16 protein-coding genes are annotated in these 15,451 nt (G+C 61.6%); 11 read left to right on the top strand and 5 right to left on the bottom strand.

Annotated elements, in window-relative coordinates; all coding sequences use genetic code 11:
- Positions 1-26: 26 nt before the first annotated feature.
- From D4765_RS13960 to D4765_RS13980, 5 genes are all read right to left on the bottom strand, one after another.
- Positions 27-185: a DUF4175 domain-containing protein gene (locus D4765_RS13960; RefSeq protein WP_136642914.1), complete on the bottom strand. Its 159-nt coding sequence runs from the start codon at positions 183-185 to the stop codon at positions 27-29.
- 5 nt (positions 186-190) lie between these two features.
- Entirely contained in the window at positions 191-895 is a 705-nt protein-coding gene (locus tag D4765_RS13965; RefSeq protein ID WP_237280443.1) for a class E sortase, read from the bottom strand.
- A gap of 167 nt (positions 896-1,062) precedes the next feature.
- Positions 1,063-4,056 carry a hypothetical protein gene (locus tag D4765_RS13970; RefSeq protein WP_136642916.1) on the bottom strand — a complete coding sequence of 998 codons (2,994 nt, stop codon included), beginning with the start codon at positions 4,054-4,056 and terminating at the stop codon, positions 1,063-1,065.
- Between the two features lie 115 nt (positions 4,057-4,171).
- Positions 4,172-4,978, bottom strand: a complete 807-nt coding sequence (locus tag D4765_RS13975) for a hypothetical protein (protein WP_136642917.1) — start codon at positions 4,976-4,978, stop codon at positions 4,172-4,174.
- Positions 4,971-6,068: a ParB/RepB/Spo0J family partition protein gene (locus D4765_RS13980; protein ID WP_136642918.1), complete on the bottom strand. Its 1,098-nt coding sequence runs from the start codon at positions 6,066-6,068 to the stop codon at positions 4,971-4,973. The genes D4765_RS13975 and D4765_RS13980 overlap by 8 nt, the downstream gene beginning before the upstream one ends.
- 315 nt (positions 6,069-6,383) lie before the next feature.
- On the opposite strand from D4765_RS13980, the gene D4765_RS13985 reads away from it, so the two are divergent.
- From D4765_RS13985 to D4765_RS14035, 11 genes are all read left to right on the top strand, one after another.
- A complete protein-coding gene (locus tag D4765_RS13985) occupies positions 6,384-6,608 on the top strand; it encodes a hypothetical protein (RefSeq protein WP_136642919.1) in 225 nt (74 codons plus the stop codon).
- A 39-nt stretch (positions 6,609-6,647) separates the two neighbouring features.
- Positions 6,648-7,307 (top strand): helix-turn-helix domain-containing protein, encoded by a 660-nt coding sequence (locus D4765_RS13990; protein WP_136642920.1) that lies wholly within the window; start codon positions 6,648-6,650, stop codon positions 7,305-7,307.
- 55 nt (positions 7,308-7,362) lie between these two features.
- Positions 7,363-7,818 carry a hypothetical protein gene (locus D4765_RS13995; RefSeq protein ID WP_136642921.1) on the top strand — a complete coding sequence of 152 codons (456 nt, stop codon included), beginning with the start codon at positions 7,363-7,365 and terminating at the stop codon, positions 7,816-7,818.
- Between the two features lie 9 nt (positions 7,819-7,827).
- Positions 7,828-8,757, top strand: coding sequence for a hypothetical protein (locus D4765_RS14000; RefSeq protein ID WP_136642922.1), 930 nt, complete (start codon positions 7,828-7,830; stop codon positions 8,755-8,757).
- A gap of 16 nt (positions 8,758-8,773) precedes the next feature.
- A complete protein-coding gene (locus D4765_RS14005) occupies positions 8,774-9,886 on the top strand; it encodes an alpha/beta hydrolase (protein WP_136642923.1) in 1,113 nt (370 codons plus the stop codon).
- A gap of 67 nt (positions 9,887-9,953) precedes the next feature.
- On the top strand, positions 9,954-10,274 hold the full coding sequence (locus D4765_RS14010; RefSeq protein WP_136642924.1) for a hypothetical protein: 321 nt from the start codon (positions 9,954-9,956) through the stop codon (positions 10,272-10,274).
- A 280-nt stretch (positions 10,275-10,554) separates the two neighbouring features.
- Entirely contained in the window at positions 10,555-10,749 is a 195-nt protein-coding gene (locus D4765_RS14015) for a hypothetical protein (protein ID WP_136642925.1), read from the top strand.
- 410 nt (positions 10,750-11,159) lie between these two features.
- Positions 11,160-11,414 carry a hypothetical protein gene (locus D4765_RS14020; RefSeq protein ID WP_136642926.1) on the top strand — a complete coding sequence of 85 codons (255 nt, stop codon included), beginning with the start codon at positions 11,160-11,162 and terminating at the stop codon, positions 11,412-11,414.
- 446 nt (positions 11,415-11,860) lie between these two features.
- Positions 11,861-13,867 (top strand): hypothetical protein, encoded by a 2,007-nt coding sequence (locus D4765_RS14025; RefSeq protein ID WP_237280444.1) that lies wholly within the window; start codon positions 11,861-11,863, stop codon positions 13,865-13,867.
- A 170-nt stretch (positions 13,868-14,037) separates the two neighbouring features.
- Positions 14,038-14,283: a hypothetical protein gene (locus tag D4765_RS14030; RefSeq protein ID WP_136642927.1), complete on the top strand. Its 246-nt coding sequence runs from the start codon at positions 14,038-14,040 to the stop codon at positions 14,281-14,283.
- Between the two features lie 382 nt (positions 14,284-14,665).
- A complete protein-coding gene (locus D4765_RS14035) occupies positions 14,666-14,857 on the top strand; it encodes a hypothetical protein (protein ID WP_136642928.1) in 192 nt (63 codons plus the stop codon).
- The last annotated feature ends 594 nt before the right edge of the window (positions 14,858-15,451 follow it).

Here is a 15,451-nt window from a genome sequence, read left to right on the forward strand (position 1 = left end):
CCTTCCTCATTTGCGCCAGTATCGGGCTAGCCGACCGTACCCGAGCTGTCGGAGTAGAGCCAACGGTCGGCCATCGGAAACAGCCACGCCACGAGGCAGAACCACGCGGCGCAGACCAGTGCTACCGCGAGGACAATACTGAGCCACAGAGGGCCAGGCAGGGCCCGCCAGATGAGGGTGTACATGGTGGCTATCCTTTCGACGCGACGGTAGCCGCGATCTCGGCGGGGGCGCCGGCGGTGAGGGGTTGGAAGGACTCGAACGAGCCGTAGGCGATGAGACGTTCGACGGCGTGAAACGGCGGGTTGCACGTCGTCATGGTGATGAGGCGGGCCCCAGCGGGTGCACCGTTGACGGTCGGGACGGCATTCAGGACGTTCACCTGGTCGGGTTGCACGTACTGGAAGTTCCGGAAACGGTAGGTGTACCAGCCGTCCGGGGTTTGGATGTAGATCGCGTCTCCGATCTGCAGTTTCGAGACATCGATGAAGGTGTTGCCGTAGCCGCTGTCGTGCGCGGCGATCGCAAAGTTCCCGACACCACCAGGCATTGCGGTACCCGGATAGTGGCCGACGCCGGCGTCGTAGGAGTTCAGCACCGTTTCGGTGTCGACGGTCTCTCGAATGGTTCGTTCCCAGTCCGAACCAAGCCGGGGTACGTAGATCACGGCTAGCGGTTCCGTGGCACCCGGCGCTGCGTCGACGGGCGGGTCAGCGGGGCTTCCTGCAGGCGCGGTCGCGGCGTGACTGATCCACGTCTGCGAAAGCGTCGACGCGGCGGCGCTCTGCCCGGCGTTCAGGACGATGCTGTTGAACCAGGTCTCCCAGCCGAGGAACAGCACCACGATCAGCCCGGCGGTGACGAAGGCGTCTGCGGCGTAGCGGAGAGGTGTCACCTGGCAGCGGTTTTTCCGGTGAGTCATGTTTCTCTTAGTCCAAGCTCGAGGGCTGAAATACAGTGATGGGGCTCTCGGTGTACGAGAGCCCCATCACTGGTCAGAGCCGGTTGGGTGGTGTCGGCCGGGACTGGTAGGAACGTTCTATCTGTTCCTGCCGGCCGGGGTTACTCGGCCGTCGTGCTGCGGCGCCGACGGATCATGAACAGCGCGAACAGGACCCCGCCGCCGGCGAGCAGACCACCGGCGAGGAGTACCAGCGGCTGCGCGTCGAAGCCGGTGTGAGCCAAGACAGGCGTGCCCGGTGAACCGTTGAACAGTTCTTCGGTGCAGCCGCCCTGGACGATGACTTTGCCATTTTGTCCGATCAGCTGCTCTACGAACCCGTAGTTACCGGCGTCCAAACCTCCGGTTGCGGGAGACGTGTAGCTCGTGTTCGCGTTGGGTCCAGCGGTGATGCTGATCGCGGGCAGCGTCGTCACGAGCGACGTGGCGTCGCACACCAGCGTGTTGTTCGTAGCGCCCTGCTTGTACAGAGAAACCACGGCGGTCGTGCCGGGGTTGATCGTACCGTTCACCACGAGGGTGTCCGTGGCTGTGCTACCCGCGGTCAGGGTCGACGGCGGGGTGGTTACCACCGTCGGCTGCGAAACGGGGAACAGCTCATCAAGGCAGCCGCCTGTCACGATCGCAACGCCCTTCGCGTTGAGCAGCTGCTCCACGAAGCCGTAGTTTCCGGCGACCAGGGCGTCAGTCTCAGCAGACGTGTACGAAGCGTCGCTGGCAAAGCCAGCGGTGATCGCGATCGGCGCCGAAATGGCATCGACCTGAGTGCTCGTGTCACAGACCAATGTGGCAGCGCCAGTTGCCTGCTTGTAAAGCGTGACAACAGCGGTGGTGCCGGGGTTGATCTGCCCGTTGACGGTCAGTGTGTCGTGTGCCGTCGCGCCGGACGAAAGCCCGGTCGGCGGCGCGGTGACGACCGTTGGCTGAGCAACAACGGTCTGCTCACTCGTGACACCGCACTTCCCAGTGCTGATGACATTCGTGGTGCCGTGAACGCTGGCCGTCTCGATCCAGAAGACCTTCCCTGTCGTGGTGTCCGCGACGGGGAAAGCCTCGGATGGGTAATCGCCCGCCGTTGTCGCGGTGACCGGCTTGGTGCTCGTGTACGTCAGAGTCGACGCATCGCACACCGGGCTGGTCGAGCCGTCCTTCTGCAGGTATCCCTTGAAGGTGACGTCAACGCCGACGGTCGGCATCGGCCCGGTGATCGTCGCAGTGTCCTGAACCGTGCCACCAGGTGCAGCATCGGCCTGAGCCTTTGTGGTGACCGTCGGGGTGAGGATCTGCGCCGTCTCGGCGGGAACGCCGTAGTTGTCAGACCAATCAGCGAAATACCCCTGATATTGCGCAGGCTGATCGGCCTTCACAAGCGCCCACACAACGGTGTCGTATCCAGCGGCGTAGCCCACGTCGATCGAGGACGACGTCACGGTTCCTCCACCAGCAAGAATCTGGGTTGCGGTCCCGATCTTGACGGCGTCGGCGGGAACGGTTGAAGCCTGCACTGGTGCCTTGTCTGAGTGGTAGACGGCTCCCGAAAGTGTTACCGGGATCGGGGTTCCGTTGCTGTCGCGGAGCCAGTCACCGCCCACGAGGGTGGGGGTGATTGCGTCGGTGACCGAACCGCCCAGTACCTTGCTCGTGTCGCTCAGCGTGGTCGACAGAGTGGGGCGGGAGGGGGTGATGTGGGACTCTGCGACCTGGCCGAACTTGTCGGTGAAGGAGTAGCCGTCGGGGAGGACGGTTTGCGCATCGGCGCTCTGATCAGCGGCGCTGATCGCCCAGACCCACGTTGAGTATCCGGCTTGGGTAGCGGGCGTGTCGCTTGAGGCGGTGTACACCTTATTCGGGCCGTCAGCCGCGGTAGTTGTAACGCTGGCGTGACCCAACACGACCGATCCTGCCGGAGCGGTATCTGACTCCGTGAATGCGGCGGTCGACCAGTACAGGGTGCCGTTGGCCACGATCGGGACGTAGCTACCGTCACCGGCCTTTGCCCACGGGTTCGTTACTGTGCGACCACTGGATGCTTGGAAGCTCGTCGTGCTGAAGGTGAGGTTGTCTTGCGGGGTAGCGCCCGCGTCGACGAACGTTGACGCAACCGTCGTGCCCACGATGGGCGCGAATGCCGCGGAACGCGCGAACGGGTCGTGGCCTGAAACTGTGAACGTCGCGGTCGGAGCTGTTGAGGTGCCAGCAACCAGTAGCCGCTGCTCTGAGCCGGTGTTGTACTGTGCAACGTTCGAGTCAGCGTGTGACCCGGTCGACGGGCCGGTGAAAGTACCTGATCCGGAGATTTGGTAGTCCTTGACGCCGGCGGGCGGTGCGCCGTGGACGTCCAGTGTTTCTCCGGCGGTCACACCGGCAACCGATGAGCTACCGGTCGCGGTGAAAACGCCGTTGGTGAGGGTGATCGCACCCGTCGCGGTTGACGGCTGAACGTCTGCCGTCACCGTGCCGTCGAAGTTACTGCCGACGACCGCGAAGTCGAGGGTTCCGCTGCCGGTTCCGCCGCCGCCGCTGTTCCAGTTCGCGTCGGCGTCGGCCCAGATGGTGTTGTATTCGTCGGTGACCTCTGGGTGGCTGGCCGAGATGTACGCAGCGCCTTCGGCTTGGGTGCCTGGGCTGATCCCGCCACCAAGATGAGAGCCGGTGTAGGCGTAGATGTACGCGTTCACCGCTGCGGCCTGGACGTCGTCGCCGGTGTCGCCGTATTTCAGCAGGACGTAATTGACCTTCGTCATGTCGTCGCCTTGCAGTACCTGGCCGGCGTCGGCGGTGAACGACGTGACGTACTGCCCGCCGTCTGTGTCCCCGAACGCGCCATCGCGCGACGGGTCAGCGCAGTAGCCTCGTTTTCCGTCGGGCGTGATTTCGTTACCGAGGTGACCACCGAAAGAGGAACCGTCATCGAACCCCGCGCCTTGCGTTGCAGCGTTCGCTGGGGCGGCGGCGAGAGTGAGGCCGGTCAGAGAGATACCGGCGGCCGCGGTGATCGCGAGCACCCTGACCATCAACGAGTGTGGCGACTTGTGTGTGTCACCCTTTTTGCGGCGAGGGCCGGGGCCCGCGCCTGGCGGCGTGCTAACTGACATGGATGCTCCTCAGCATTGGTGGAAACCGAAGGCTTCGGCTCGCACCACGAAGAAGCGCGACAACGCGCACCACCAAAAGCCAATGACCGTGGTACGCCGGCGTAACAAGGGACTGCTACGCGGCCATCATTCGGCTTTGATAGGTGCGAAGTGCACGGAAATGGGTGGGCGACGTCTTCGGGTCGAAGTCCTGGTCTCGAAGGAACCCGTATGCCAGGGATGTCTCTCGCGGGGTCGGCCTGCCGCCCCAGGTCACGTTCGCGACCGCGTCGATCTGCGCCGGACGCAGCGCCGGGAAGAGCTCGCCAGCCGCGCACCGATCGCCATGGTCGTAAGAAACCCGCTGCGGCGGGTTCTCAGCGAGGTGCCAGACCAGGTCGGCAACCACACCGCGGAGCCCGGCAGGGGTGCGAGGGCTGATGGTCTGGAAAGTGAGGTCGACGACGTCGCGTAACGGCGTCAGGCCGTGTTCTGGGACCCAGGCCGGGTCGCAATGCTGCTGACGCGGATCCGCGACCTCAGCGCTCAGCCCGTCGAGCGCGTCGGCGTGGAAGCCCGCACGATTCCATAACCACCCCGGCGATTTCCCGGGACGAGGCCGGTCCGTCGCGCACGTGTAGAGATACGCTGCGGGATCCCTCACGAAACCGGGGTCGTCGTTATCGATAATCGCGAGTCTGTTGAGCGCGGCCGGTGACGTGAGAAGTTCGGTCAGGATGAAGGATCCGACCTCGTTTGGCTCGAGCGGGAACCAAAGCGGGTCGACGCTGTACTTCACCAAAGCAGGCCCAACCAGCGCTTCCAACAGGCCAATGAACGCCACTCCCTCGGGCTGGCGGAAACAGTCTCGTCCGGTGGCCAAGGCGACGAAACCGTCCCGAAGGAGAGCTGTTTCCTCGGGGCTGGTGCTGATGCTAGACATGGCGCGCCTGCACAAGCGTATTGATCTGATCGAGCCTTCCGATAAGTCGCTGGGCCGAAGCGAGGACGCCGTCCCAATCCTCTGCAGCGAGAGGGTCCTCACCGATCGCGTCGACCACGTCGGCTCCTTTGACGCGGATGATCTTCTCTTCCGCAAGCGTTACCGCGTTCACCAGCTGGCTGATGAGATGGCTGTGAATCTTCGTGGCCATGCCATCCGCACCAATCCGGTATTCCTCGACGATGCGGAGCGCTTTGTTGTAATACCCGTCGACCTTGCCAGACTCGTTCGCCGACGCGACAAGTTGGCCGAGCTCGTCGCGAACCGGCGCCGGCAATGAAAGGTCTTCATGAAGGGAGCGGATCTTTTCGTACTTCATCACAGTTTTCTCGGACGCCGGGACTAAACGCTCGATAATCTCTCGTCGGCTTCCCGGACGATCCAATGCGGCCTGTATCGAAGCGGGCAACTTTCCCTCTCCGATGATCAGAGCGACTCTCTCGTCACTGCTCATCGGAGTCGGCAAATTTCCCACCGTGCCCGGACCGCCCCAACGTTCCATATTTAGGCGGTCACCGTTGATCCGTCTGACTCTCTTTTCTCGCTCGGCCAGCGCCGGCTGCAGCGACTTCACCAGGTCGGCCTGCTGCTCCAGGCTCGGCGTCGACCGAGCTTGGTTCTCTTCCCAGCGCAGCAGATCACGCGTCTCGACGTCTTTGGGGTCAATGTCCTCGAACACCCGCGCGCTAATGGTCTCCCACCGTAACTGGCGGGCCGCAGCCAGGCGTACCCGGCCAAAGATCAGCCCGTAGTGGAAGTCCAACGAAATGGGATGAAGCTGCCCGTATGCTTCCAGCGACGCGGCCATTCGGGCGACGTCGCGGGCATCCACCACCGAATCCGGTTGGTCGGTTCCACCGTGCACGCGCGCCACAGGCACCTGTTCGGTGCGGACGGCGCCAATGTTTCGGGAGCTTTCCACCGGGCGCAACCCTTGCGAGCCTCCCCGGGCTGCCGGGTCGAACATCGATCGAGCTGCGGGCGTTGCGGGCACATTTGAAGATCGTTCCTGCGCCAGAAACTCTCCCATCACAATGTCCCCTCCCCCACGGGGAGTCTCGCAAGATCCCCATCAACGCCCAGCGCGTACTATTTATACGCCATCAGTATAGTGTGAAAACACTAATTGCGTATTATTGGTACTCCAAAGTCGACGCCGCTCCGCGCTGAAGCCAATTGGCGGCAGAACGCTTTGCGCTGCGCCAAAATAGTGTTCATGCCCCCGAGACACTCATGGCCGACTCCGGAGGAGAGGCCAGTAGACCTTGAGGCGGCTTTGCAGGTACTAGGCGATCGGCTGTGCGTTGAAATTCTTAGATTCATGTGGCCACTAACGAGCGCAAGCGTGGCGCAACTGCTCCGGGGCACCCAGATCACGCGCTCATCCCTGACCAACAAGCTGCTTATCCTCGAGAAAGCTGGATGCATCACGGCCGATGTTCCCGAAGGCGAAAGCCGCGTCGGTAAGAATCTGAACTACTCGGTCGTGCATGAACGCGTCGAAACCCTCCAGCAAGCCTGGAAGTCATACGTTCTCAGCAGCACGCCGCCAGACCAGCCGCTGCCCTAGTACTCCTGTAGACACTGGTCTCCTTGGTAGGATGCCCACGTGAGTAGAAAAGCGGACGCCCCTGTGACCCCGTGGGCGCGCCAGGTGGCCCGCGCGATCGCGACGCTGCAAGCTCAGACAGGAATTTCTCACGCAGAACTCGTCAGACACTGCGGCTTTTCGCACACTTACTACTACAAGCGCCTTCGCGGCGACGAAGCGTTCGATCTCGACGACGTAGCAAACCTCGCCGCCCCTCTGGGTGTCACTCTCGTTGAGCTCATGGAGCTCGCGGCTTTGATGCCGGAGAAGAACGAAGATGATCGCGGCGCGGTCGTCAAAGTCGATGGGGCTGAACTCGGCCGCCGGCTTCGCTATTTGGAGGACACCTCGGTCTACGAGTTGGACATACCTGAGCTTGACCGGCAGCTCCAAACCGAAGGATTCTCCTTCAACCAGAACGACTGGACCGAGCTGACAACCGGGACCGCAACCAGCAGCGTTTACGAGGCAATCCTCAAGCGAATCGCCCAGGCTTTCCACGTACCGGACGAATACCTCACCGATACGGGGCGGCCGGCTTGGGCGGATCGAATCGAGGCGGAGATCGACTTCGATAGAGCTGTCCAAGATGCCCACGTTCAACGCATCGCAGCTCGGTCGCTCGGTGAAGTGAGCGCCGCCGAGCTTCGCGCACTAGCTGCAGCAATTCGCGGTTAGTCCGCTCGTGGGTTCTAATCCGCAACCCCGGTGGTTGGAGAACGATGGAGTCATCTTGCGCGCCGAGCAGGCCTTCGTAAAGCATGGGTTGAGCAGAATCCGAACAGCAGAGGATCTCCAGCAACTGGTCACGGAGATCAGCGGAAAGCCGGTCGAGCTCAAGCTCATCAGCGACACAAACATGAAAACCACGACAGCGCTCTGGATCGAGGATCAACGCCGGCACCGGATCATTCTCCGCAAGCAAGACCGGCCGCTCTACCGCGCCCGAGGGCTACACCACGAATACGCCCACATCATCCTTGGCCACCCAACGTGTATCGGCCATGTTGCCGACCCTCTCATCAGGCGAGAGCGGACCTTTGGTGACCAGACGATGTCCGCCGCAATTAACGCCGACGAGGCCGGCGACGCAGCCCAATGGGAAGGCGAAGCCGAATATCTCGCCGGACTCATTGCGCGCACCCTTTTACACCCGATTTACCTCGACGACGAGCGACTATTCGGATAGGCAGATTCGATGCTGACCTATCTGATCGTCTTCCTCATTCTGGCCGTTCTCTTCGTGACGCGCGCCAGTAGCGCTTACCGTGTGCCACACGCCCGCACTTCATGGCTGGCTTCAGGCATCGGCGCGCTGGCGATTCTCACGCTCGGACCAGTCATACCAGTCGAAGAACTCGATGGATTCCTGGGCGGCACGAACCTGATCTACCTCGTCCAGTGCATCCTGGCCACCCTTGCTTTCTCGCTCTTCGCCCGCGCTGCGCTCATCACCGATACCCACCTGCTGCTCCCGGCACGGACCTGGCCGGTCCTTCTCTGGTGTGCCGTCTTCTGTGTACCGTTCTTCTTCATCAAAAGGCGCGAACCAACCGCGGATCTCTTTATTCGCGTCCACATCGACCAACTTGCATCTGTCCTCTGCGCATCCCTCTACATGCTTGGAATCGCGGCGATCTCGACGAGGCTGCTTCTTGGTACCCGCAACAAGTCCGACCGGGTCTACTGGCTCTTCCGACTCGGAGCAACGCTGGCGATCGCCGGAATAGCGACGCAAATCGCCGCCCTTATCCTCGACCACTTCAAAATCGGGCCATACGCCCTGGCTGATTTCTTCTACGACTGGTTCAACCCGCTTTTCTACGGAGGCGTCATAACCATCGGACTCGGTATGGGCGTGTTTGCCATCAGCCGGTGGGGACGAACGAGGCGTCTCAAGAAACGCATCCGCGAACTAGAGAACCTGCTGCGTGCTCGAGGTATCCAAGTGCCGAGCACGTCCGGTGATGAGCTCTCCTACGCCGTTTACACCCTGATTGTCTGGATCACCGACAACGTCATCAACGGTGACATCGTGCTCAGCCCAGAAGAGGCACTGGTCGTCGAAGAATCTGAACTCTGGATCGAACGCAAACTCCCGCAACTCGACCAACTCGCCGCACTATAACCACAACTGGAGTACCTTGAAGCGCCTTATCGCGGCTGCCACCACCGTTACTGCTCTACCGCTCGCGCTCGGTGTCGTCTTTGCCCGCCGCGTTGTCGGGTCATATGGCCACGGATCCCAACAGGTTGTCAGCTCGAGCGCCGACTCCATCACTTTTCACGCCAACCGGAAGACCAGCCACCCCGGCACGTTCGGGTTTTGGTTCACCGAAGGCCACGCGCTGGTTGGTGAAGTCATCGCCACCGACGAAGACCGTAAGACCGTAGAACGCAGGCTCATCACTCTCGAAGGACAGCTCAGCGACAACACCAAAGGCATCTGGGAAGGTGACGTCTTCCGGAATCCGAGCGTCATCGGTCACTACCGCGATATCGACATCATCGGCCCGACTGGAGTTTCACCCGCCTGGCAATTCGATGGCGAAGACAAAGGGTTCTGGGCGATTCACGTCCATGGCATCAGGACCACCAAGATGAACGCCGTTCGCACGGTGCCGCCTTTTCAAAGCTCCGGAGCGACGTCGCTGGTCGTTTCCTACCGAGGCGATGGAGAAGGCCCATCAACCGGCCAAAGCGGCGCCATGCTGGGCCTGACCGAATGGGAAGACGTCGAAGCTGCCATCGACTACGCGATCAACAACGGCGCCCGGCGCATCGTTCTCGTCGGCTGGTCCATGGGGGCCAGCGTCGTTCTCCTAGCAGCTGAACGATCCGCCCACAATGGACTCATCGCAGGAATCCTTCTCGTTTCGCCGGCGGTCGAATGGCGCACCATCATGAGCTACCGCGCACAAAAAATGGGAATCCCCCTTCCTCGCCTCTGCAGCCGCCTCGCGGAGCTCGTACTGTCCACTCCGGGACTGTGTCGTCTGGCCGGCCTGGCAGCGCCCATCGACTTCACAATGCTGGACTGGACCCACCCAGGCCGAGTCACAGTCCCGGTGTTCGCTGTCCACTCTGACGGGGACCAGACGATCCCCCTGCAGCTCTCACGAACCTTCGCGGACAACAACCCCGACCTGGTGGATCTTCACATCACCGCCGACGCTGACCATTCGTGGGAATACAACGTCGGCCCCGAAAATTTCAACCAAGCCATCCAGGCTTGGGCAGAAATGATAGCCCGATAAGCACCCCCCGTACCAGGGGTGAACCATATGAGTAGCGACGTACTGCCTGTGCAGGTAGTATCGCAATATGACAGCCCTGATGAGCGCAGCCAAAACTTGGAAGGGTCGCCACCAGATGCCTTCCGCATCAGCAACAGACCGTCTGGTAGCGGTAATGACCATCCCGGCCAGCGAGGTCATACGAGCGATTTCGGCATCTGCCGAGTCCGTGAGTGAAATCGTGCGGCGTACCTGCCTGCGTTCAGACGAGGTGAGCGAGACCCTTGACGAGCTCGAGCGCGTCGGCTGCGTCAGTGAGCTAAGCGTCAACGGTGACACTCTCTACCGCGCAAACCGTCACCAAATTTCCACGGTTACCCTCTTCGGCGGCTTCCCTGGAACTACTTAGTCACGTGCCGATCAGTAAATATTCCCTCTCAGAAAATCGCGGGGCGCGGGGATCGGGCCGGATTCCCGACGGGTCAGCTGTGGCTTACAGCTGCGCACTGCTCATTGAAAGACTTGAATCCGGAAGACCGCTTCGCTACAAGTGGACTCTGCTCCAAGCTCCTTGGATCTTAACTCGCCATACAGGAGCGCAACACGCCGCCCGCCAAACGTTTCCTTTAATGATTTGCCGGTTGGATGGACGTATGGGCAGACCAAGCAAGGGACCGCGATTCTCCATCATGGCAAAGCCAGCTTTGCCTCTCGCCGAAGTCATCAAGACCAATGCCGACGCGCTCGGACTGGCCTACGGCGAATACATCACTGCCATCGTCGCGGAATCCCTTGGAATGCCCGAGTATGCTCCGAGGCCCGAGCGAGACAGGACTAACGAACTGCCGATCCCCGGGGAGACACCGATCAGCAAAGTGGCCTAATCGAAAAAGGCCCGTCGCTTGCGGGACGGGCCGATGAAGTTTCGTAGCTCAGAACCCTCCACAGTTTGCCGACCTAGAGGTTCGAGCTAATCCAACGAAGAAACCGGTTCATCAGCCCGGTGCCTTCGCTGTACCCCAACGGATGAACCGGAAGGAATGGTCTCATAGTAACCGATAGCGCTTTTTCAGCGCCAGTATTGGCGAACTCAATTTCGGGCGTGTCTAACGCGACACAGTCCCCTTCGACGGCATCTTTCGACGGAACTAAGGCTTCCGGTCAAGCTGCCGACTTCGTGACTGCTGTTAGTTCAGTCGCCCAACGAACGCCTCTCGAAACGGTTCCCTATCGAATTCCCGACACGCTGCCCCGCCTGACGTTAACCACCCCTTTAACTCGACATGCTTTCCTCATGACGCAAGCCAAGAACGCAGGCATCAAGCGGAACCGCCGCCCCGCAGGGGCCAAGGTTGTTGAACGAAAAATTGTTCTCTCAGCCGAGACTGCTGAGCGACTAAGAGCCGCCGGCATGGCCTCTGGCTCCTTGTCGCTGTCGCTGTACCTTGAACTGCTAGTTGGCCAGCTCGAAGCAGAACGCGGGGCCCTCCCTGTTCTGTCTCCTACGCTCGACATCCACTCCAAGGAGGCTGTCACGAAGGCCGCCTAAACGAAAAGGCCCGCCGCTTACGCGACGGGCCGGACAAGTTTCGTAGCTTCGAACCCTCTTCGCTGCCAGGCCAACGGGTTCAAGCTAATTCAGATCACCAGCCCACAAGGGAGGTTTCTCTATGACCGTCACTATAGCAACATCAACTGAAATTCCTAGAGGTTCCTTTTTGGGCGTGTCGTACTACCCCACAAAGACCCTCGTCCGCCATTCAGAGCAACGATGCTCTGACTTCGCGTTGAACGACAGACTCACGATGAGCATGCCTGCTCTCGTCTTCTCGCGCACGTCTCCCAGACGGGAGCTGCCTACGGCCGTCGCTTAACGAAAATGACCCGCCGTACTATCGGCGGGTCATTCCCAAGTCATGTAGTTCGAACCCTCTTTGCTTGCCGGCGGGAGGTTCGAGCTAATTCGATCCACCTGCCCTCACGGGAGGCTTTTCTATGCCCGAAACATTACCCCAGCCGATGGGTTCATTACCTGAGCGTCGTGTCGGCGTGTCGTCGACCCCGGCGATCGCTGAGGACGCGAATGCGCTGTTGCGCGCCTGGGATTTGACCAGGCGGTTGAGTCCGCGGGGCACGGTGCGGGTGATGAAGCGGGACGCGTACGGCCGGTTGGATGAGAATAGTTACCCGAGCACGCACATGGTGGGTCCTGGGGCGCCGTCGACGCCGTGGTGCATGAATCTCGCGGACGAGGCGGGGTTGTTTTGGGTGTTGTGCTTCGACTTCGATGGCAAGGACAAGCACGGGGTTGATCCGGAGCTGATGGAACTCGCCCGGGATGAGAGCGACGCGCTGTCAACGGTTCTGGGTGAGCTGTCGATCGCGCATGTTGTCTGCCAGTCGTCCGGTACCGGCGGCCGACACGTCTGGGTGGCTCTGAACGCTGGCGTACCGGCCGATGAGATAGCGGCGCTTGGTCGTGCGGCGCGGGCGAATTATCGGACGCTGGATCATGGGATGCTGCACAACGCCCGCACGGGCGCCGCGCGCCCTCCGTTGTCGCCTCACCGTGATGGGAGCCGCTCGAGTGTGCTCCGCGGCCGGCTGGACTCTTTGCTCGCACCGTCCACCGACGCCGAGATGGTTGCTGAGCTTGCCCGGGTCCTTGATAAGCGGAAGCCCGCCCCCCGTGCGCTTGAGACGGCACCGTCCGGCCCGGTTGATGCCCGGCATCACGCGCACCGGACGTTGAGCGCTTCTGGGACTGCGCATATGGCCACGATTGGTGGGGGTAGTAACCCGTCGTGGACGGGGTTCATGTGTCTTCTCGCGGCCGCGCACGCTGGCTGGCAGCTCGCCGATGTCCAGCACGCTGCGAAGGTGGCACCGGGGATGGAGCATTACCGCAGCAAGAACACCGGCCGCGGCACCCGTCGTGCCCGGAGTGCGGCGGAGGCGGCCGAACGGCTTGGCCGGCAGTGGGAGAAGGCTCAGCAGTACGCCGCCATCCAGCGCCCACTCCCCCCAACAGGGAAGGCACCGGCGGACCTGACGGAGCTGGACGGCATCGTTGGCGCCGTAGAGGCCGTTCTGGGCTCTTTTTACACGGCTCCTGGCCGTTGGGGTAGCACCGAGTCGGCGCAGTCCCAGCGCAGCGTCCTGGCCGCTCTGGCGTACCTGTCCCTACAGACCGGGAAACGCATCGTCGCCGCCTCGATCAGAGACCTCGCCCTGATGACAGGGCTCGGCCGGACAACCGCAGCAGACGCACTCGTAGCCCTCACAGAGCAGGACCTGATCGAACGGGTTAGCAGCAGCGATGGCGGCAATGCCGCGGAATGGCGGATGACCCCCGAGTTTTCCACAACCTCAGGAACAGTCCGGTCACAACCACTACATAACCCCCGCCCCCCTGCCGATCTCTTCAACACCAGAGCCGATCAAGTGGCCACCCTGGAGAACCTGCTTGCTGATCAACGGCACGACCTGTTTACCCGCGCCGGGCTGGGTCACCTGGCAGGGAAGGTCTACGCACTGCTCCGACAGATCCCCGCCCTGACCGTCGAATCTGCTGCACGGTTGCTGGGTGTGTCGACGAAACATACGATCACGGTGCTGAGCCGGTTACGTCGGCACAGGCTAATCATTCGCCATCCGGAAGGCTGGGCCAGGTCCAAACGTGATCTCCGACACTATGCAGCGAAACTGATCGGTGTCGCGGGCATTCTGGTGGATCGGGCAAACCGGTACCAGAAGGAGCGGGAGGTGTGGGCATGGTGGTTGGCTGAGGTGAACCAGATGAACTCGACCCCGAGGCGTCGTATCAGGAGGCCACACGTTTCGAGCCGGACGCTGCAGTTCGTTGATGATCTCCCGGGTGAACGGCAATGGCCCCGCTACCCTCGAGCTGCTGACGGTCGAGCCGATCACAAAGAAGCCCGCTATTGGGCTGTGAACGGAATGCTTGACCCCGGATCGTTGTGGTACTCCAGCGCCGCCTAACGGCCTGGTCGACGCCGCAGCGGTAGACAATATCCAGACGGTTCCCGCAGGTCAGGGAAGGCGGCTTGTTGATCTCGACCGGGCGTGAGCACCGACCTGGCTTGACAGCGCCTCGGGTTGCCGAGCCAGGTCGGACGCCCCGGGGTGGTTGGGCGGTGTAGGTTTTTGGCATGCCGCGTCTGATTTCGCTGCCTGACAAGCATGACCCGTCCAGCCCGCGACGGATCTGGTTCAACCCGGAACACGTCGTATCGTTGATCCCGAAATTCGGCAGCAACGGCACCCGGCACACCTTCACTGTCGAGATCAAACTCACCGGCATCCCCGCGATGGACGCCTGGCTCGGCGACTACGGCTCGCGAACCGACGCCGACAACGTCTGGCGGGCCTTCCTCACTAGCATTACCACCGGCTGACTAGGTGCGCGCAGCTCGCACGGAGCGTCAGGTCGTCGACATCGGGGCTGATCTGCGCCGCGGAAGACTGGTCCCTACCCGGTTCCGGCCTCGGCGCAGAGGCCGGAACGTCTGACCGACCAAGCACGGACACGGGCACGGATGCCGGCGCGGCCGACAACGCACTGATCTGATGGAGCCGCCGTGGGCGGCGCTGCCTGGTCGAACATGTTTCCGTCTGTCTGGCCACTTCACGATAGTTCGCTTCCTGCCCTCCGTGCCCACCAGGTTGGACGCGCCCTGCGGGCTGATTTCGCCCAAACTGGCACGCACTCCGTGCCGTCCGCTCTCACTCGCTGCGCTTGCCAGACAGGCAAAAAAATCAGTTGAGGGAGAGAACCCCATGAGCACCACCCTTGAAAGCATCCTCCGCGACCAGATGGTCACCTACCTCGTCAGCCGCAGCATCACCTGCCCTATCACCGGGAAAGTGCTCGACACCCGCACCTGCGTCACCGTCACCGACCGCGACGGGGACCCGAGTGTCGTGCTCTCCCCCAAAGGTTGCACCGACGACCTGGACAGCACGAGCTAAGTCCTACTCCCCCGCACCAGAAAAGTAGCTGCGCAGCGAATCAGTGGAATAGAAACCGTCACCAACCGCGTGACCAAAGTAAACGACACCTAGCTAAGGCGAGCAGAACAGACAGGCGAGCAGAACAGATAAATCAGGCACCGACACGACGCCCTGGGGGAGTTCAGTTGCGCCGGCTTCAAACTCACCCACACCGGAACAATCTATAACGCGGAGTCAGTGGTGTTCATAGACTCACTAATACGCGCGGCGTAGCGGGGCGGTCGCCATTGGCGTCGCAGTCTTGCGAGCGGTCGCCCCTCGCGCTCCCCCAGACGCCACTCCCCCTCGTAGTAGTAGGTCACCGCACCTGCTTTGTAACTTACAGACTCTGTATGTTACGAATGCTTGTCCTGCAGTTCTCGGAGACAATGTGAGTTCTGCGCTACCGGGCGATGATTGCGTACAAATCGATTGTCACTGCTGTTACCAACGGATATGAGAAGCCTGGCTGGGGCTGGTCTCAGCCGGTATGCCGATGGCTTTCGCCCTTCTAAACGTACAGACTCTGTAACGTACAGACTCTGTAACGTACAGACTCTGTAACGTACAGAC

This window comes from Subtercola vilae (genome assembly GCF_004923255.1).
GTDB classification, from domain to species: Bacteria; Actinomycetota; Actinomycetes; order Actinomycetales; family Microbacteriaceae; genus Subtercola; species Subtercola vilae.